Here is a 16,725-nt window from a genome sequence, read left to right on the forward strand (position 1 = left end):
ATCGGCTCCTTTTAATGCGGTAATTCTTTGGCGACAGGTGTCTCGTTAAACGCCTGTTCGTTGCGACGCACGCCCTGCGCCAGCTGGTCCATGATTTTCACCAGGAACGGCGTTTTCAGGGTGTAGTAGCGTTTCGCGATGATCGCGCTGAGGAAATAGCAGGCCGCCGGGACGAGAGTGAACAGCGCGATAATAATGGTGATGGTGGCGCTGTTCTGGGTTTTGGCCGCCGCGTCATAACCGCCGCCCGCCAGCGCCCAGCCGATGAGCGCGCCGCCAATCGCCAGACCCAGTTTCAGCACAAAGAGCGTGCCCGCGAAGCTGATACCGGTCAGGCGTTTGCCGTTACACCATTCGCCGTAATCGACGGTATCGGACATCATCACCCACTGGATCGGCGTCACCAGCTGATGCAGCACGCCGATGATAAAGATAAAAGCGAACATGGTGAGGCTGGCGCTGACCGGAACAAAGAACATCGCCACGCTGAAAATCGTCAGCAGGGCGTTGGTCCACCAGAAGATGCTGACCTTGCATTTCCAGTCGGTAAGCGGCTTCGCCAGCGCGCTGCCGATCAGGTTGCCGACGCAGTAAGTGGTGAGGAAGGCGACGAACACTTCCGGCGTGCCGAGTATCCAGGTGACGTAGTACATCATCGCCCCGCCGCGAACGCATACCGCCAGGATGTTGAGGATGGTCAGCAGGCCGACGATACGCCACTGGTCGTTGTTCCAGATGTCGCGCAGATCTTCACGCATCGGCGTGGTGTTCGGCGGCACCTGGATACGCTCTTTGGTGGTAAAGAAGCAGAACGTCAGCATCAGGAACGCCACTACCGACAGCACGGCGACGCCGCCCTGATAACCCAGCGCTTTGTCTTCCCCGCCAATCAGATTCACCAGCGGCATCATCAGCACGGTGGAGAGCATGCCGCCCGCCGTCGCCAGCACGAAGCGCCAGGATTGCAGGGAGATACGCTGCGCCGGGTCGTTGGTGATCACGCCGCCCAGCGCGCAGTACGGGATATTCACCACGGTGTAGAGCAGGGTCAGCAGCGTGTAGGTGACGGCGGCGTAAATCATTTTGCCGTTCATGCTCAGATCGGGCGTGCTGTAGGTGAGTACGCAGACGATGCCGAAGGGCAGCGCGCCAAACATCATCCACGGGCGGAATTTACCCCAGCGGCTGCGCGTACGGTCGGCGATAAGCCCCATGCAGGGGTCGGAAATCGCATCCAGCGCCCGGGCCAGTAAGAACATGGTGCCGACAAACCCGGCGGGGATGCCGAAAATATCCGTATAGAAAAACATCATGTACATCATCACGTTATCAAAGATGATATGGCTGGCGGCGTCACCCATGCCGTAGCCAATCTTCTCCTTCACAGAAATAATCTGACTCTTCATCTTTCATCCTTTTGCTCAGAAGTACGCCGATACCAGGTGCAGACGTTTTAAACCATCGTTCCGGAAGCGGGTATTCCGTTTTCTGGTTATCAGATTACGATTCTTGTTTTATGTGATCGGGGTAGCTGAAAATGAGGCGGGAGGATAAGCAATGGATTTAATAGGGTTTTAACCAAAACCAGACGAAGGTTTGACGCAGATCTGATAAAAAAGTGTGACGGGGTATGTGGTTACAGCAGGAAAGTGGCTATAATGCGCCCCGCCTCCATGTAGCAATGAAGGCTGGGAAGATCGTCGTCTCCGGTGAGGCGGCTGGACTTCAAATCCAGTTGGTGCCGCCAGCGGTGCCGGGCAGGTTCGACTCCTGTGATCTTCCGCCACTTGTGGCGTAAATCCTCTGCAATGTTCTCCAACTTAACGCAAATTTTGCGAACTACCCCCACGTTTCATTTCTGTTTTTTTACTCCTGTTTGTTTTCACATACTATGTTGATAACCGTGTTTATGGCATTCATGGTAACGTCGTGAATGCTTAACATTCTGATAGATTCCCAGATAATTTTCGTCCAGCGTTTAAGGAGGCAGCATGACAGAGGAACTTTCAGGCCAGGCTCCGGCAGGCGAGTTTATTATGTTTGCCAGTGATGACGGCGAAGTGCGCGTGGAATGTCGCTTTGAACAGGAGACGCTATGGCTCCCTCAGGCAACTATCGCAAATCTTTATCAGATTACCCCGCAGGCCGTTACGCAGCACATCAAAGGGATCTACGAAGAAGGCGAACTTGAACAAAATGCAACCTGTAAGTCTTACTTACAAGTTCAACAGGAAGGCAGCCGTCAGGTAGGTCAATAGGCTTCACTGCAGCCTTCCTGCATAGCTGGCGGATTAGTTTTTCTGCAATCGCATCTTGCAGGCATCTTTCACCCACTTACTAAAATTCCCTTTTCCCGCCGCTTTCTCAATCTGTTCCAGAAGCTCATCTTCAAAACGAATGTTCTTCATGGTGCTTTTGGTGCGGTCAAAGGTTGGTTTCTTTTTTTCTTGCATGGTAGGTACCATTTCGGTTAGTTTATACGCATGTGGTACCTACCACATACACGCAGGAATTAAACAACGCTCCGATGTGCAGCAACACAGCCGGAGCGTCTAACCTCACCAACTATCAAGGAGTTGATTATGGCTGATCCGCATTCTACCCCAGAGTCAGAGATTAGAAAAAGCGAGCGTTCCGTGATCGTGGGCTATCGCCCGCATGGCCGGGATAAAAGCACGCCGAACCTGATCCTGAAAGGGAAATGGCTACGTGAAGCGGGGTTCGATACCGGACACCAGGTAACGGTAAAAGTGATGAACGGATGCATTGTGCTGATGGCTTACAATGAGCAGGAGCAGCGGCTCCAGGATGAACTGAAAGCGGCGCAGCAGAGGATAAAAAGGATCGAATCGACGCTGGCAGCGCTCAATTAATGTCACTTCGTGCCGGATACAGGCGGCGCAGCCCGGCTCCCGGCGCTGCACCGCATCCCCCTACAAAAAGTGAATATGCTTTTTGCCGTTGTAGCGGGAAATTTCGATTCTGGCTTCAACGTTGAACACCTCGCGCAGCATCTCTTCGGTCAGCACCTCGTCCGGCGTACCGCGTGCCACTATGCCGCCGTTCTGCATCACCACCAGCGAATCGCAGAACATCGCCGCATGATTCAGATCGTGGATCGCCACAATACTGGTGACCGGCAGCGCGCTGATCAGCCGCATCAGCTGCATCTGATGGTGAATATCCAGATGGTTTGTCGGCTCGTCGAGCAGGATCTCGGAGGGTGACTGCGCCAGCGCACGGGCAATGTGTACCCGCTGACGCTCGCCGCCGGACAAGCTCTGCCAGCCCTGCTGCTGGCGGTCGAGCATCTCCACGCGCGCCAGCGCGGCGGTGACAATCTCGTCATCCGCATGCGTCCACGGCGACAGCGGTGAATGGTGCGGAATGCGCCCCAGCTTCACCACATCGATCACCTTGATGTTGGAATCCGTCGCCGCATGTTGCTCCACAAAGGCCACGCGCTTCGCCAGCGCTTTTTTGCCGACCTCGCGCACATCGCCGCCGTCCAGCATCACCCGGCCCGCGTCGGGCCGACGCAGTCCCGCCAGAATACGCAACAAAGAGGATTTCCCGGAGCCGTTCGGCCCCAGCAGCCCCATGGTCTGGCCTTTGGGCACGCTGAGCGACACATCATTAACAATGACTTTTTTTCCGATACGCCAGGACAGATTTTCGGCACTGATACTCATGAAAATTTCCCCGAGCGATAAAGAATAACGGCAAAGAACGGCACGCCAACCAGCGCCGTCACCACGCCCACCGGCAGGCTTTGCGGGGCGATCACCGTGCGGGAGGCGATATCTGCCAGCACCATCAAAATCGCGCCCATCAGCGCGGACGCCACCAGCAGTTTGCGGTGCAGCGGGCCAAAGAAGTAGCGCATCATATGGGGCACCACCAGGCCGACAAAACCGATGGAACCGGCCATGCTGACGATCGCGGCGGTCATCAGCGCCGTGACGGAGAACAGGATCAAGCGGATCACACCGACGGGAATACCGAGCGATGCCGCCGCGTCATCCCCGAAGGTAAAGGCGTCCAGCGCTTTCGCGTGGTACAGACACACCGCAAGGCCAATCAGCACCACCACCAGCACCAGCTGGAACTCCGGCCAGCGCACGCCGCTGAAGCTGCCGAGCAGCCAGAACATCACATCGCGCGCCTGCTGCGCATTGGCAGAGGTGCTGATGGTGTAGGCGGTCAGGGCGTTGAATAGCTGCGACGCCGCCACACCCGCAAGAATGGTACGTTCATTGCCGCCACGCGCGCCGTTGGTCAGCAGCGCGACGAACAGGAACGCAGCGAAAGCGCCGATAAATGCCCCGGCGGAGAGCGACACCGCCCCGGCGCCCACGCCCAGTACCACTACGGCTACTGCCCCGGTGGAGGCACCGGCTGACACGCCCAGCACATACGGCTCCGCCAGCGCGTTTTTCAGCAGGCTTTGCAGCACCGCGCCGCAGATGGCCAGCCCCGCGCCGCTACAGGCGGCAACCAGCGCCCGGCTGAGACGAAAATCCCAGATCACCGTCTCATGGATGCGGTTTAAGGTTACGCCGGTCAGACCGAGCTTATTGGTGATGGCGAAAAACGTGGTTTTTAACGGGATCGACAGCTCGCCCACCCCGACGCTGAAGGCGATGGTGATGCCGAGCACCAGCACCGCGCCCAGCAGCAACATCACGGATCGCATATTTTCAACTACCGAGCGGGACGCCACAGTCATCAGTTCAGACCCAGCTTCTCTAATTGTGCCGCCACCTGCTCCGCGCCATAGAGGGTGCGCACGGTCGGGTTCATCGCCTGACCATCCATCACCACGATATGGCCTTTTTTCACCGCATCCAGCTGGCTGACCGCCGGATCGGTTTTCAGGAATTTAATTTTTTCTTCCGCGCGATCCAGCACCCAGCGGTTACGGTCGAGGCTGGCGACGACAATCACGTCCGGGTTGGCGCTGATCACGCTTTCCCAGCTCACCGTCGGCCATTCGGCGTCGGTATTCAGGGCGATGTGGCCGCCCAGCATATTCGCGATAAAGCCGGAGGCGCTGTTTTTGCCGCTCATGTGCGCATCGGCTGACGGCGAGGCGCTGGAGAACCAGAAGACGAACGACAGATCTTTATTGCCCTTATGGAATTTCTCGCGCAGATCGGCTTCACGCTTTTTGAAGCTCGCCACCAGCGCATCACCGCGATCCTGCACGTCGAAAATCGCCGCCAGGTCGTTAATTTCTTTGTACAGCTGGGTCATGTCCCACATCTGCTTGCGGCTGCCGTAGATGTCGCCGGTGTTTTTGGTGGTGGTGCAGACGCCCGGCGATAAATAGCTGTTTACGCCCACGGCGGCAAAATCTTCGCGTTTAGCGACTTTACTGTCCGGCCCGAGCAGCAACGGCAATTGCGCCGCCACAAAATCCGGCTCCTGTGCCAGAATGGACTCCAGCGTCGGGATCTCCACGGTCAGCACTTTGACTTTTTCATTCTGCTTCGCGAGTTCCGGTAAGACTTTTGTCGGCCAGAAAGCGCTGGCGGCCATTTTGTCCTGCAAACCGAGCATCAGCATGATTTCTGCGGAGTTCTGCCCCAGCGCCACCACGCGCTCCGGCGCTTTGTCGAAGGTGACTTTCATGCCACAGTTATCGATGGTTAACGGATAGTGCGTCGCCAGGGCGGATGCCGTACTCAGGCAAAGTATTCCTAAAGCTAACAGCGTTTTCTTTAAAACCGGCATTCGTCTTACTCCAGAGGATCAGTGGCTACGCGCAGGTAAATGCAAATCATTCTTAAGTGGTGGACTTATACCCATCGCAAAATATATTGTCAATTTTCATCACTCAACTTCGGTTATGGCATGTTTTCGACTTCGACAGACGCAACAAAACGCACCTCCCCTTATCTGCTTTCCGGCTGCCAGTTGGTCTTTAATATTGGCTTCTATGCCGTTGTGCCTTTTCTGGCGATTTACCTGCGCGACGACCTGCTGCTGTCCGGATGGGTGATCGGGCTGGTGATTGGCTTGCGCACTTTCTCGCAACAGGGAATGTTTCTGGTGGGCGGCGCGCTGGCGGACCGCTTCGGCGCGCGGGTGGTGATCCTCAGCGGCTGTCTGGTGCGGGTGAGCGGCTATCTGCTGCTGGCGCTGGGGGAGTCGTTCTGGCCGGTGGTGCTGGGCGCCTGTCTGACGGGCGTCGGCGGGGCGCTGTTTTCCCCTGCCATCGAGGCGCTGCTGGCGAAGGCCGGGACGCAGAGCGAAGCCGACGGCAAGCGCAGCCGCCAGGAGTGGTTCGCGCTTTTTGCCATCTGCGGGGAACTGGGCGCGGTGCTGGGGCCGGTGCTCGGCGCGCTGCTGGCGGGATTTGGTTTTCAGCGCGTGGCGCTGGCCGGTGCGGGGGTGTTTATCGTTGCGCTGGTGGTGCTGTTTTTCAGCCTGCCCGCCACGCCGCGCAGGGCCAGTGAACTGAAGATCACCCCCTGGTGGGAGACCTTCCGCCAGCCGCGTTTTGTGGCTTTTATCATCGCCTACAGCGCCTATCTGTTCAGCTATAACCAGCTCTATCTGGCGCTGCCGGTGGAACTGCGCCGCTCCGGCAGCCGGGAAACCGATCTCGGGCCGCTGTTTATGCTCGCCTCGCTACTCATCGTCTGCCTGCAACTGCCGCTGGCGCGTTTTGCCCGTCGCCTTGGCCCGTTGCGCACGCTGCCGCTCGGCTTCGGGCTGTTGAGCGCGTCGTTTGCCAGCGTGGCGTTTTTTGCCGCTGACGTGCCGCCCGATAACTGGCAGCGGCTGATCCCCGCCATTTGCATGGTGACGCTGTTAACGCTCGGGCAGATGATCATTGTGCCGGTGGGCATGGATTTGGTGCCGCGTTTCGCCGGAGAACATAACCTCGGCGCGCATTACGGCGCGCTTGCCTCGATGGGCGGCGTGGCGGTGCTGGCGGGTAATTTTCTGCTCGGCGGGCAGCTCGACCACGCGCTGACGCCCTCCCCGCAGGCGATTATGCCCTGGCTGCTGCTCGCCGCCGTGCCGCTTTGCAGCGCCATCGCCATGCTGGCGATCTGCCGCCCGCTGCAACAGCGTTAACGCGGGGCGGCCAGTCGGTCTGTGATCGCCGTCATCTGCGCGCGCAACATGCCGTGCAGCTGGCGGATCGCCGGGGAAAATTGCTTACGGTGCGGGCAGATAAGGTTAAGCGGTGCCGCCTCGCCGGCAATGTGCGGCAACAGCACTTCCAGCCTGCCGGCGGCGACATCGGCGCTGACGTCTATCCAGGATTTGTAGACGATGCCCATTCCGGCAATCGCCCAGCGGCGGGCGACGTCAGCGTCATCGCACAGCATCCGGCTTTTCACCGTAAGCTGGCGGCGCATGCCGTTTTCATGGAACGTCCATTTATCGTGGACGTGGCTGTTCATGGTGTACAGCAGGCAATGATGATGGGTCACATCGCCCAGCGTCGCCGGACGCCCGTGCGCGGCCAGATAGTCGGGGGATGCCACCAGCACACGGCGGTTTTTCTCCGCCAGCGGCAGGGCGACATAACTGCTGTTATCCAGCACACCGTAGCGGATCGCCACATCCACCGGATCGCGAAAAATATCGCTGATCTGATCGGACAGCGACAGCCGCAGGGTGATTTTCGGATGCTGCGCGCAAAAATCGGTGATCAGCGGCAGCAGCACATTGCGGCCAATATCCGACGGCACAGCGACTTTCAGCTCTCCCTGGAGTTCATCATCGCTGCTGTGCAGACTCTCCTGCCCCGCCTGCACCACCGCCAGCATCTCCTGGGCGAACGGCAGGTATTTTTCCCCTTCCGCCGTCAGCCGCAGGCTGCGCGTGGAGCGCACAAACAGCCGCTTATCCAGATCGCGCTCCAGCCGGTGCACGGCGGCGCTTACCTGCCCCGGCAATAAATCCGCCTCACGGGCGGCATTAGAAAAACTGCCTAACGCCGCGGCGCGCACAAACAAGGTCACATCTTCGAGGCGGATCATGACGCTCTCCGGAACAGGAAAAAAACGGCCTTCATTGTTGCCAGAAACGCGCCAGCGCGCACCTGATTTTCATCTTTAAAGAGAAAGTGCTGCACCGCCGGACAGGTTTTTCTGCGTCGGATTTGGCGTTATTCTCAGGCGAACAACCGTTACGTTTCACTTTTTGGAAAGGAAAAAATGATGACGCTTAATGATGCCGTGCTTTCCCGCCACACCGTCAAAGCTTTTGAACCCGGCCAGACTTTGCCGGAAAACGATATTGAAACCCTGCTGAACGTGCTGCAAAACAGCCCGTCGTCGGTGAACTCCCAGCCGTGGCATTTTGTGGTGGCCTCCACCGCCGAAGGCCGCGCCGCGATCGCCAAATCCACTGGCGGTGCATTTTCCTATAACGAAGCAAAAGTGCTGAATGCTTCCCACGTAATCGCCCTGTGCATGAAAAGCGATCTGACGGAAGAACATCTGCAAAACGTGTTGGAACAGGAGCAGAAAGATGGCCGCTTCGCCAGCGAAGAAGCCAAAGCCGGGCAGGATAAGGGCCGCCGTGGCTACGTGGATATGCATCGCTATGAACTGCGCGATGTGCCGCAGTGGATGGAAAAGCAGGTGTACCTTGCGCTGGGCGGTCTGCTGCTGGGTGCCGCGATGCTCGGCATCGACGCCACGCCGATGGAAGGTTTCGATTCCCGCGAGCTGGATCTGTCGCTGGGGCTGCGTGAAAAAGGCTTAACCAGCGTGGTACTGGTGTCGCTGGGCGTGAAAAGCGACAAAGATTTTAACGCCAGCCTGCCAAAATCCCGCCTGCCGCGTGACGAGATTTTTACGTTTATTTGAGTGTAAAACCCGGTTCGTTATTTCTGCGGCAGGAGGAAAACCTTCTGCCGTTATTCTTTGGAATTTATATTATTCGCGCCTGACTCATTCAGCTTATTTATTAAATTTGCAATGCAGATTCAATAGCTATCGAAAAATATTTCCGGGCAAAAATACCACCAACTGTGGTCGGGATTGAATTTACGCTTTAGGGTCTCATGATGGTGACTTTCGGGATTTACGTTTATCAATCAATGCAAAGATCCATGTTCTTAATCCAACGCCGCACCCTGCTATCCCACTCAATATGATGGCGGCTTTAACTTGTTGTTGTGAAAAATAGAAGCCATTCCCTTTCCATAAATTCATAATGAGCAGCACTACGCTACCGATTAAAAAAAAGATCACCCAACAATATATTATTGTTAAAAATAATAAAAATACTGAAGGTTTTTTACTCATGTTCCGGTTCCTTACTAGTTGGAGTGGGATTATTTTTAATACCGTAGTTAATTAACTCAGAAACAAAACCACCGCTAATATCACCGACAGCAGTTGCAGAGCTCCCTAAAACCGGCCTCAATATCACAGGGAAGTATTCTCCTACATATCCACCTGCATATGCCCCCAGGGCTGTTCCGGCTTGAGACTTAATATTAGCACCATCGCTAAATACCGATCCCCCCAGCGCTATAGCTGTATTAATCGTAACTTTGCGTCCCGGAGCAAGCATCCCTGTAATGAATGAGGATGCACTGCCTTTATAATCCCATGACTGATCTTCACTACCAGGCTGGTTTAAGCCATACCATTGAAAACCACCGTTCACAGCAGTGGAAGTAACCCCACCAACCACGGCTTTACCAACTGAGGCCGCTAGCCCCAGTTCCCATGCTGCAAAAGCAAAAGCCATATTCGAGGAGCCATCCACCATTACTTTAGCGATATTGGTGCTGTCTGGCATATCGCCTTTTGCGATCTTATCCACCCCGGCCTGGGTTTCTTCCTGTGTCAGGTTATTGTTTACCGCGAACTGATTCCAGGAAGCTACTGCCTGGCCGTAGTTCATTATCCCGTTTGGCAAACTAAATGTATTATTCTCAACCGCATTCTTCCCTGCCAGCGCACCTGTGCCTGCCGATACCCTACTGTCACCGGCAAGGCCACCCGCCAGGCCTGCTGACATCGTCGCCAGCATGCTGACCGTCTGTTTTTCCTCTTCGGTCAGGTCAGACATCTCTTTCGCATGCGGATACAACCGTGCGGCAATCGCTTTTGCTGCCAGCTCACCGGACACGGCACCCGCTGCGCCTGCCGCTGCACTGTTTCCCTGCAACGTAGCCGCCACACCACCGAGGATCGCATGCGCTACAAGGGCGGCATCGCTGCTCAGCCCGGATTCATGTCCGATAATATGCGCCAGCTCAGGAGCCGATGCGCCCGCCAGCGCACCCGCGATATTGCCACCCGCCAGCCCCTGTAGCCCCGCTGTCGCCGCCTGGATGCCACCACCAAGACCCGCAGGAAGTGCCACCATCAACGCATTATTCATCGCCAGCCCTTTCTGGCAGGCAACACTGCCAGGATTGCTTGAACAGGACGCTATATTTTTTCCATGTTCCTGCACGAAGCTGGTCTGGGTCTCCTCATTCCCACCCAATAAATTATTCTCAGCAAAAACTTAGAAGCCTTTTAATTTCAATAACCGAGCTATCCACAATCCGCCCCCGACAAAACTTCCGACGCTAAGACTAATTTTACAGAGCAGAAATATATTTTCCATAGTGAAATTCATTGGTATTTCTCTGAAAAAGAAGAATAATAACTCCCCTACTACGTATAAAGTAATCGATGTCAAAAAAATAGAAATAATACTTAATGCGATAAAAAGAGCCAGGTGTAGAAACGTATTTTTCTTTCTCATTTTTTGCGCTCCTCCTGAGATGATTTCTGCTCTATATACTTCCCACTGAGCTCAGAGCCCAGGCTACCACCGATATCGCCAGCCATGCCTGGAAAATTACTAGGTGTCATTTCTTTTGAAAGCCCCAGTTTCCCCTTCACTTCAGTAAACTGTCTCAGGTCAGCATTAAACTTAGGATCCCAGCAACCTTTCCACCAGTTTGCTCCGGCATTAACGCCCCATGAAAGTCCTTTACCAATGCCATAACCAACACCCGAACCGGCACCATTAATAAGCGCACCTAACAGCGGATCTTTGCTGTCAATCCAGTTACCCAACGTACCACCTGCCGCATTCCAGCCCATGCTACCCGTTAGGCCATTACCCATGCTGAACACATTCACCCAACCTGCAATAGCCGCATTAGCTGGGTCAATTGCGCCATCTACCCAGTAATTAACCCCTGCATTAGCGCCAGCACCAAGTCCCCACATCACCTGAGCACTACCAGGAAGCAAAGCCACAGTACCTGTTGCCAAAGCCAATCCTACCGCATCTCGTTCATTTTTAGCCTTCTGGCATGCTTGCACCGTTGGGTTATCAGAACAGGTCGCCATATCGATCCCATGCTCACGTATCCATGCAGCTTGAGCATCTTCATTACCTCCCAGTAAATTATTCTCAACCGCATTCTTCCCTGCCTGTGCACCTGTACCTGCCGATACGGTACTGTCACCGGCAAGGCCACCCGCCAGGCCTGCCGACATCGTCGCCAGCATGCTGACCGTCTGTTTTTCCTCTTCGTTCAGATCAGACATCTCTTTCGCATGCGGATACAACCGTGCGGCAATCACTTTTGCTGCAGTTCACCGGACACGGCATCTGCTGTCGCCGCCTGGATCCCCCGCTGAAAATCACTGCCTGTGCCGGATCTGTTCAGCGTGTCCTGATATTGCGGCGTTTTTTCAGAGATTTAAAAGACATAATGGTCAATATACGCCAGGCTCTACTCTGCCTCCCGTACTCAGGAAATAAAAAAACATTTTTTCACGTTCAACAATATTATTAAAAATTTTATTTATTAAATATGCGTGATACATATCTATCGCTATGAGCCAATTCGTATGCCATCGGCTGTGCCAGGGAACGCTACCGCCAATACTATGATCGCTCATAGCATGACGTAATCTTACAGATACCGACGCGTATTGTGTTGCGCATTCATTCAAAACCGCAATCTAAAATTGCGGGCCTTAAATTAAATTTCTTAAGTAATGGCAAGCGGAGGAAGGATATATTTTCGTTTGGTGATCGCTATCAAAAAAGCCCCCGCAGGGTGCGGAGGCGATGAGTAATTAACGCGTTCTGCGATCCGGGATAATTAAATCGCCGCGCAGTACGCAGGCACCCAGTACGCTTTGCGTTTTTTCGGTAAGCCAGCTGACAATACGGGCGGCCATGGCGTCCATCGAATACTCGATAGCGGGAATGCTCGGAATGCCCGGTAATTGCAGCGAACCGGCAAGGCTGAATACCATAATGTCGCCCGGCACCGATTTATTAAACGCCTGAAGCTGACTGATCACCCGCTGCGCTTCCTGCTCGTCGGCCACCAGCAGCGCGTTAAAGTTCAGCGTGGTCGCGTTGTTAAGCAGGACCTGTAAGGCGACGGACGAACTGGTGGAATCCATAAACACCAGATTACGATTAAACGGCAGGAAATTGTTTTCCAGCGCGTGTTTGTAACCCAGTAAAACCTGATCCGCCGCGCCGCTGGTATCCGGGTGGATGACGGCGATCTGGCGTCGGCCCTGGCTTATCAGGTAATTACAGGCGGTTTCTGCGGCGAAAGCGTGGTCAAACTGGATGCTGTTGGTGGATTCCGCCTCGGCGCAATCCACGAGGATCACGCTCTCATCGATGTTGCCCAGCGGAAAACGTGCGCCAATGATCAGCACGTCATCGCACAAGCCGCAGGTCAGCTCCTCCAGCGCGTTCATCACGCCCGCTTTGTTGTTGGCAAAACGCAGCAGCAGATGTTTCTGATGCTGGCTGAGATGTTTCTCAAGGGCGTACAGGTAACCGGTGGTTTGATTAACGTTATCCTGGGCGCAAATCACGCCGATACAGCCCGTGGACTGGCTCAGCAGAGACTGGGCGATGACGTTTGGCCGATAATTCAGTTCATCAACCGCTTTTAACACCGCAAGGCGGCTGGCTTCCTTGACCCCTCGCGACCCACTCAACACCCGTGAAACTGTGGCTTTTGACACCCCAGCTAAACGTGATACGTCGTTGATTGTAGACATCTTTATCCCCTGGGAGGCCCGGCGAGGGCCAAAAAATTCCAAATCGTACAATGGCTCATAATATCGCCAGTTGCAGTATAACCGCTTTCCATTTTTCATGGAAACCGATTTTCCAAACGCACTTTCCTGCTATCAGAATAGCCGCAAAATCTGTGATGCAGCGCTAATAAAGAACGCTTATAAATTACAGAGATTGACGGGCTTCACAATTCATCCGCGAAAAAATGGAAACCGGTTTCCGTTTGTTATCCAATCAGCTCCGCAATAACTTTTAACATTTTGAGGATGGTTGTCGATGGTCAAGATCATGCTGTGTTGTTCTGCGGGCATGTCCACAAGTCTGCTGGTCAGAAAAATGGTCGAAGAGGCGCAAACCCGGGGTTTGCCGGTGGAGATTGATGCCTACGGCGTGGCGGAATTTGATACGCAGTTCTCGCGCTATCAGGTGGTGTTACTCGGCCCACAAGTAAAATATATGTTAAATACGCTTTCCGAAAAGGCTGCCACCTGCGGCATACCCGTTCAGCCCATCAACCCGATGGATTACGGTATGCAGCGCGGTGATAAGGTACTGGACTATGCTCTGTCGCTCATCGAGGCGGCGCACTAAAAAGGTGTTCCTATGAGTTCGTTATATCAGTCAATGGTTGCCGTCATTGAACAATCCATCACCCCGCTGGCGGGCAAACTGGGGCAGCAGAAATACGTTATCGCTATCCGTGATGGCTTTACCGCCGCGCTGCCGTTCATGATCATCGGTTCGTTTATGCTGGTGTTTATCTTCCCGCCGTTCTCCGCCGATACCACCAACAGCTTTGCCCGTGGCTGGCTGGATTTTTCCCAGACTTACCGCGAACAGCTGATGCTGCCGTTTAACCTGAGCATGGGCGTGATGACGTTTTTTATCTCCGTCGGCATCGGCGCCAGCCTCGGGCGGCAGTTTAATCTCGATCCGGTGATGTCCGGTCTGCTGGCCTTTATGGCGTTTTTGCTGGTCGCAGCACCTTATGCGGACGGCAAAATCTCCACGCAGTACCTGTCCGGCCAGGGGATTTTTACCGCGCTGATCACCGCAATTTATTCCACCCGCATGTATGCGTGGCTGAAGCAGAACAACATTACCATCCGTCTGCCGAAAGAAGTGCCGACCGGTGTGGCGCGCTCGTTTGAGATCCTCATTCCGGTACTGGTGGTGATCGCCACCCTGCATCCGCTGAACCTGTTCATTGAAGCGCAGACCGGCATGATCCTGCCGCAGGCGATTATGCACCTGCTGGAGCCGCTGGTGTCCGCATCGGATTCTCTGCCCGCCATTCTGCTGTCGGTGCTGCTGTGCCAGATCTTCTGGTTCGCCGGTATCCACGGTTCGCTGATTGTCACTGGCATCATGAACCCGTTCTGGATGGCGAACCTTTCTGCCAACCAGGCCGCGCTGGCCGCGGGCGCTGCACTGCCGCACGTGTATCTGCAGGGCTTCTGGGATCACTATCTGCTGATTGGCGGCGTGGGCTCCACTTTACCGCTGGCGTTCCTGCTGCTGCGCAGCCGTGCGACGCACCTGCGGACCATCGGCAAAATGGGCATCGTGCCAAGCTTCTTTAATATCAACGAACCGATCCTGTTCGGCGCGCCAATCATCATGAACCCGATGCTGTTCATCCCGTTCGTCTTCGTGCCGATGGTTAACGCCTGCCTCGCGTATGGCGCGACCCGTCTCGGCTGGCTGGCACAGGTGGTCTCCCTGACGCCGTGGACCACACCGGCACCGATAGGCGCGTCCTGGGCCGCCAACTGGGCGCTGAGTCCGGTGGTGATGTGCCTCATCTGTATGGTGCTGTCGGCGCTGATGTACCTGCCGTTCCTGCGTGCCTATGAGCGCTCGCTGATGAAAACCGAAGAGCAGAAAGCGCAGGCCACCAGTCCGCTGGCGGAAACGGTCAGCCCGTAATGAATAAGGAGAAGGTTGAGATGAAATACGCATTTCCCGCGCATTTCTGGTGGGGCAGCGCGAGTTCGGCGCTGCAAACCGAAGGGGAAAGCCAGCACGGCGGTAAAAGCGCAACGACATGGGATCACTGGTACGCCAGCCAGCCGTGGCGCTTTCATCAGCAGGTAGGCCCTGCGGATACCTCGACGTTTTACCAGCACTGGCGCGAAGATATCGCGCTGATGAAACAGCTGAATCACAACAGTTTCCGCACCTCGATCAGCTGGTCACGGCTGATCCCGGACGGAACCGGCGAGGTGAATCCGCAGGCGGTGGCGTTTTACAACAACGTCATCGACGAGCTGCTGGCGCAGGGCATTGCGCCCTTTATCACCCTGTTCCACTTCGATATGCCGATGGTGATGCAGGAGAAAGGCGGCTGGGAAAACCGCGAGGTGGTGGAGGCGTTCAGCCGTTACGCGCAGGTCTGCTTTGAGCTGTTCGGCGATCGCGTGATGCACTGGTTTACCTTCAACGAGCCGATTGTGCCGGTGGAAGGCGGCTATCTGTATGACTTCCATTACCCGAACGTGGTGGATTTCAAACGCGCAGCCACCGTGGCCTATCACACTGTGCTGGCCCATGCCTCGGCGGTGCGCGCATTCCGCGCCGGGCACTACGCCGGGGAGATTGGCATCGTGCTGAACCTGACGCCGTCGTACCCGCGTTCGCAGCATCCGGCGGATGTCACCGCCGCGCACCATGCGGATCTGCTGTTTAACCGCAGCTTCCTCGACCCGGTGCTGAAAGGCGAATATCCGCCCGATCTGGTGTCGCTGCTGAAAGAGTACGATCAGCTGCCCGCCTGCACGCCGGAAGATGGCGCGCTGATCGCCGAAGGAAAAATCGACCTGCTGGGCATTAACTATTACCAGCCGCGTCGGGTGAAATGCCGTGAAAACGCCGTTAACCCGCAGTCACCGTTTATGCCGGAGTGGTTGTTTGATTATTACGAGATGCCAGGGCGGAAAATGAATCCGTATCGCGGCTGGGAAATTTACGAGCCGGGTATTTACGACATTCTCACCAATTTACGCGTCAATTATGGCAACCCGCGCTGCTTTATTTCTGAAAACGGCATGGGCGTGGAAAATGAACAGCGCTTTGTAGAAGACGGTAAAATTAATGACGATTATCGCATTGAATTTGTATCCGGGCATTTGAAGTGGCTGCATAAAGGGATCAGCGAAGGCTGTAATTGCCTTGGTTATCACATGTGGACCTTTATTGATAACTGGTCCTGGTGTAACGGCTATAAAAACCGCTACGGTTTTGTCCAGCTGGATCTGAAAACCCAGACGCGCACCGTCAAAAAAAGCGGGGAATGGTTTGCCGCCACCTCAGCCAACAATGGTTTTAACGAAGAGTCTTTATCATGATCGAATTAGAAGAAGCGGTAATGGAAATTATCGTCAATGCCGGGCAGTCCCGCAGCCTGTGCTTTGAAGCCCTGCGCGCGGCGCGCGCGGGCAACATCGACGAAGCCAAAAGCCTGCTGCGCGAAGCCGACGGCTATTCGCGCCAGGCGCACCATATGCAGACCAAACTGATTGAGCAGGATGCAGGCGAAGCCCGCCAGCCGATGACATTAATTATGGTTCATGCCCAGGATCATTTAATGACGTCATTACTGGCCCGTGAATTATCCGAAGAAATCGTCCAGCTGTATCAACGTTAATTTATTTATCAGATAACGGAGAAATCGTTACG

The 16,725-nt window shown here is 55.1% G+C and carries 16 protein-coding genes, 1 tRNA gene and 2 pseudogenes; 9 read left to right on the forward strand and 10 right to left on the reverse strand.

Annotated features, from left to right (window positions below):
• Positions 1 to 11: 11 nt before the first annotated feature.
• On the reverse strand, positions 12 to 1,406 hold the full coding sequence (locus tag BMF08_RS05160; RefSeq protein WP_072570987.1) for a glycoside-pentoside-hexuronide family transporter: 1,395 nt from the start codon (positions 1,404 to 1,406) through the stop codon (positions 12 to 14).
• 285 nt (positions 1,407 to 1,691) lie between these two features.
• Here BMF08_RS05160 and BMF08_RS05165 point away from each other — a divergent pair.
• Together BMF08_RS05165 and BMF08_RS05170 are read left to right on the forward strand one after the other, a co-directional pair.
• Positions 1,692 to 1,786, forward strand: a tRNA-Sec gene (locus BMF08_RS05165).
• Positions 1,787 to 1,991: 205 nt separating this feature from the next.
• Positions 1,992 to 2,277, forward strand: a pseudogene (locus BMF08_RS05170) (hydroxyacid dehydrogenase); the annotation flags it as partial.
• A gap of 14 nt (positions 2,278 to 2,291) precedes the next feature.
• On the opposite strand, the gene BMF08_RS05175 reads toward BMF08_RS05170, so the two are convergent.
• Positions 2,292 to 2,453 (reverse strand): YlcI/YnfO family protein, encoded by a 162-nt coding sequence (locus tag BMF08_RS05175; RefSeq protein WP_072570986.1) that lies wholly within the window; start codon positions 2,451 to 2,453, stop codon positions 2,292 to 2,294.
• A gap of 129 nt (positions 2,454 to 2,582) precedes the next feature.
• On the opposite strand from BMF08_RS05175, the gene BMF08_RS05180 reads away from it, so the two are divergent.
• Entirely contained in the window at positions 2,583 to 2,873 is a 291-nt protein-coding gene (locus BMF08_RS05180; RefSeq protein WP_072570984.1) for a SymE family type I addiction module toxin, read from the forward strand.
• Between the two features lie 60 nt (positions 2,874 to 2,933).
• Here the strand turns inward: BMF08_RS05180 and BMF08_RS05185 are convergent, their stop codons facing one another.
• The 3 genes from BMF08_RS05185 to BMF08_RS05195 are packed head-to-tail and all read right to left on the reverse strand — an operon-like array spanning position 2,934 to position 5,736.
• Positions 2,934 to 3,692, reverse strand: coding sequence for an ABC transporter ATP-binding protein (locus BMF08_RS05185; RefSeq protein ID WP_072570983.1), 759 nt, complete (start codon positions 3,690 to 3,692; stop codon positions 2,934 to 2,936).
• Entirely contained in the window at positions 3,689 to 4,729 is a 1,041-nt protein-coding gene (locus BMF08_RS05190; protein ID WP_072570981.1) for a FecCD family ABC transporter permease, read from the reverse strand. Before BMF08_RS05190 ends, BMF08_RS05185 begins: the two co-directional genes overlap by 4 nt.
• On the reverse strand, positions 4,729 to 5,736 hold the full coding sequence (locus BMF08_RS05195; protein ID WP_072570979.1) for an ABC transporter substrate-binding protein: 1,008 nt from the start codon (positions 5,734 to 5,736) through the stop codon (positions 4,729 to 4,731). The genes BMF08_RS05190 and BMF08_RS05195 overlap by 1 nt, the downstream gene beginning before the upstream one ends.
• 120 nt (positions 5,737 to 5,856) lie before the next feature.
• Between BMF08_RS05195 and BMF08_RS05200 the strand changes: the two genes are divergently transcribed.
• Positions 5,857 to 7,089, forward strand: a complete 1,233-nt coding sequence (locus BMF08_RS05200; protein WP_072570978.1) for an MDR family MFS transporter — start codon at positions 5,857 to 5,859, stop codon at positions 7,087 to 7,089.
• On the opposite strand, the gene BMF08_RS05205 is transcribed toward BMF08_RS05200, so the two are convergent.
• Entirely contained in the window at positions 7,086 to 8,003 is a 918-nt protein-coding gene (locus BMF08_RS05205) for a LysR family transcriptional regulator (protein WP_072570976.1), read from the reverse strand. The two genes, BMF08_RS05200 and BMF08_RS05205, sit on opposite strands and share 4 nt — an antisense overlap.
• Before the next feature lie 180 nt (positions 8,004 to 8,183).
• Between BMF08_RS05205 and nfsB the strand changes: the two genes are divergently transcribed.
• A complete protein-coding gene (nfsB, locus tag BMF08_RS05210; protein WP_072570974.1) occupies positions 8,184 to 8,837 on the forward strand; it encodes an oxygen-insensitive NAD(P)H nitroreductase in 654 nt (217 codons plus the stop codon).
• Between the two features lie 195 nt (positions 8,838 to 9,032).
• Here the strand turns inward: nfsB and BMF08_RS21230 are convergent, their stop codons facing one another.
• From BMF08_RS21230 to BMF08_RS05230, 4 genes and pseudogenes are all read right to left on the reverse strand, one after another.
• Complete coding sequence (locus tag BMF08_RS21230; RefSeq protein ID WP_072570973.1) at positions 9,033 to 9,278, reverse strand: hypothetical protein; 246 nt, start codon at positions 9,276 to 9,278, stop codon at positions 9,033 to 9,035.
• Positions 9,271 to 10,443 (reverse strand): VENN motif pre-toxin domain-containing protein, encoded by a 1,173-nt coding sequence (locus tag BMF08_RS05215; protein WP_325006232.1) that lies wholly within the window; start codon positions 10,441 to 10,443, stop codon positions 9,271 to 9,273. Before BMF08_RS05215 ends, BMF08_RS21230 begins: the two co-directional genes overlap by 8 nt.
• Positions 10,444 to 10,736: 293 nt before the next feature.
• Positions 10,737 to 11,599 (reverse strand): annotated as a pseudogene (locus tag BMF08_RS05225) (VENN motif pre-toxin domain-containing protein); the annotation flags it as partial.
• Between the two features lie 475 nt (positions 11,600 to 12,074).
• Positions 12,075 to 13,028, reverse strand: a complete 954-nt coding sequence (locus BMF08_RS05230; protein WP_072570969.1) for a LacI family DNA-binding transcriptional regulator — start codon at positions 13,026 to 13,028, stop codon at positions 12,075 to 12,077.
• A gap of 295 nt (positions 13,029 to 13,323) precedes the next feature.
• Here BMF08_RS05230 and BMF08_RS05235 point away from each other — a divergent pair, with 295 nt between their 5' ends.
• From BMF08_RS05235 to BMF08_RS05250, 4 genes are read left to right on the forward strand one after another with little or no spacing between them, the layout of a single operon-like run.
• Positions 13,324 to 13,638 carry a PTS sugar transporter subunit IIB gene (locus tag BMF08_RS05235; protein WP_072570968.1) on the forward strand — a complete coding sequence of 105 codons (315 nt, stop codon included), beginning with the start codon at positions 13,324 to 13,326 and terminating at the stop codon, positions 13,636 to 13,638.
• Positions 13,639 to 13,650: 12 nt separating this feature from the next.
• Positions 13,651 to 14,976, forward strand: a complete 1,326-nt coding sequence (locus tag BMF08_RS05240) for a PTS sugar transporter subunit IIC (protein ID WP_072570966.1) — start codon at positions 13,651 to 13,653, stop codon at positions 14,974 to 14,976.
• Positions 14,977 to 14,996: 20 nt separating this feature from the next.
• Positions 14,997 to 16,394, forward strand: a complete 1,398-nt coding sequence (locus tag BMF08_RS05245) for a glycoside hydrolase family 1 protein (protein ID WP_072570964.1) — start codon at positions 14,997 to 14,999, stop codon at positions 16,392 to 16,394.
• Positions 16,391 to 16,693, forward strand: coding sequence for a PTS lactose/cellobiose transporter subunit IIA (locus BMF08_RS05250; protein WP_072570963.1), 303 nt, complete (start codon positions 16,391 to 16,393; stop codon positions 16,691 to 16,693). The genes BMF08_RS05245 and BMF08_RS05250 overlap by 4 nt, the downstream gene beginning before the upstream one ends.
• The last annotated feature ends 32 nt before the right edge of the window (positions 16,694 to 16,725 follow it).

Source organism: Enterobacter sp. SA187 (genome assembly GCF_001888805.2).
Taxonomy (GTDB): Bacteria; Pseudomonadota; Gammaproteobacteria; order Enterobacterales; family Enterobacteriaceae; genus Enterobacter_D.

Coding starts and splice junctions, on each gene's coding strand:
- BMF08_RS05190 (WP_072570981.1), bottom strand. CDS start 4,729: ATGACTGTGGCGTCCCGCTCGGTAGTTGAAAATATGCGATCCGTGATG.
- BMF08_RS05180 (WP_072570984.1), top strand. CDS start 2,583: ATGGCTGATCCGCATTCTACCCCAGAGTCAGAGATTAGAAAAAGCGAG.
- BMF08_RS05205 (WP_072570976.1), bottom strand. CDS start 8,003: ATGATCCGCCTCGAAGATGTGACCTTGTTTGTGCGCGCCGCGGCGTTA.
- BMF08_RS05235 (WP_072570968.1), top strand. CDS start 13,324: ATGGTCAAGATCATGCTGTGTTGTTCTGCGGGCATGTCCACAAGTCTG.
- BMF08_RS05250 (WP_072570963.1), top strand. CDS start 16,391: ATGATCGAATTAGAAGAAGCGGTAATGGAAATTATCGTCAATGCCGGG.
- BMF08_RS05195 (WP_072570979.1), bottom strand. CDS start 5,736: ATGCCGGTTTTAAAGAAAACGCTGTTAGCTTTAGGAATACTTTGCCTG.
- BMF08_RS05200 (WP_072570978.1), top strand. CDS start 5,857: ATGTTTTCGACTTCGACAGACGCAACAAAACGCACCTCCCCTTATCTG.
- BMF08_RS05245 (WP_072570964.1), top strand. CDS start 14,997: ATGAAATACGCATTTCCCGCGCATTTCTGGTGGGGCAGCGCGAGTTCG.
- BMF08_RS05230 (WP_072570969.1), bottom strand. CDS start 13,028: ATGTCTACAATCAACGACGTATCACGTTTAGCTGGGGTGTCAAAAGCC.
- BMF08_RS05185 (WP_072570983.1), bottom strand. CDS start 3,692: ATGAGTATCAGTGCCGAAAATCTGTCCTGGCGTATCGGAAAAAAAGTC.
- BMF08_RS05175 (WP_072570986.1), bottom strand. CDS start 2,453: ATGCAAGAAAAAAAGAAACCAACCTTTGACCGCACCAAAAGCACCATG.
- BMF08_RS21230 (WP_072570973.1), bottom strand. CDS start 9,278: ATGAGTAAAAAACCTTCAGTATTTTTATTATTTTTAACAATAATATAT.
- nfsB (WP_072570974.1), top strand. CDS start 8,184: ATGACGCTTAATGATGCCGTGCTTTCCCGCCACACCGTCAAAGCTTTT.
- BMF08_RS05160 (WP_072570987.1), bottom strand. CDS start 1,406: ATGAAGAGTCAGATTATTTCTGTGAAGGAGAAGATTGGCTACGGCATG.
- BMF08_RS05240 (WP_072570966.1), top strand. CDS start 13,651: ATGAGTTCGTTATATCAGTCAATGGTTGCCGTCATTGAACAATCCATC.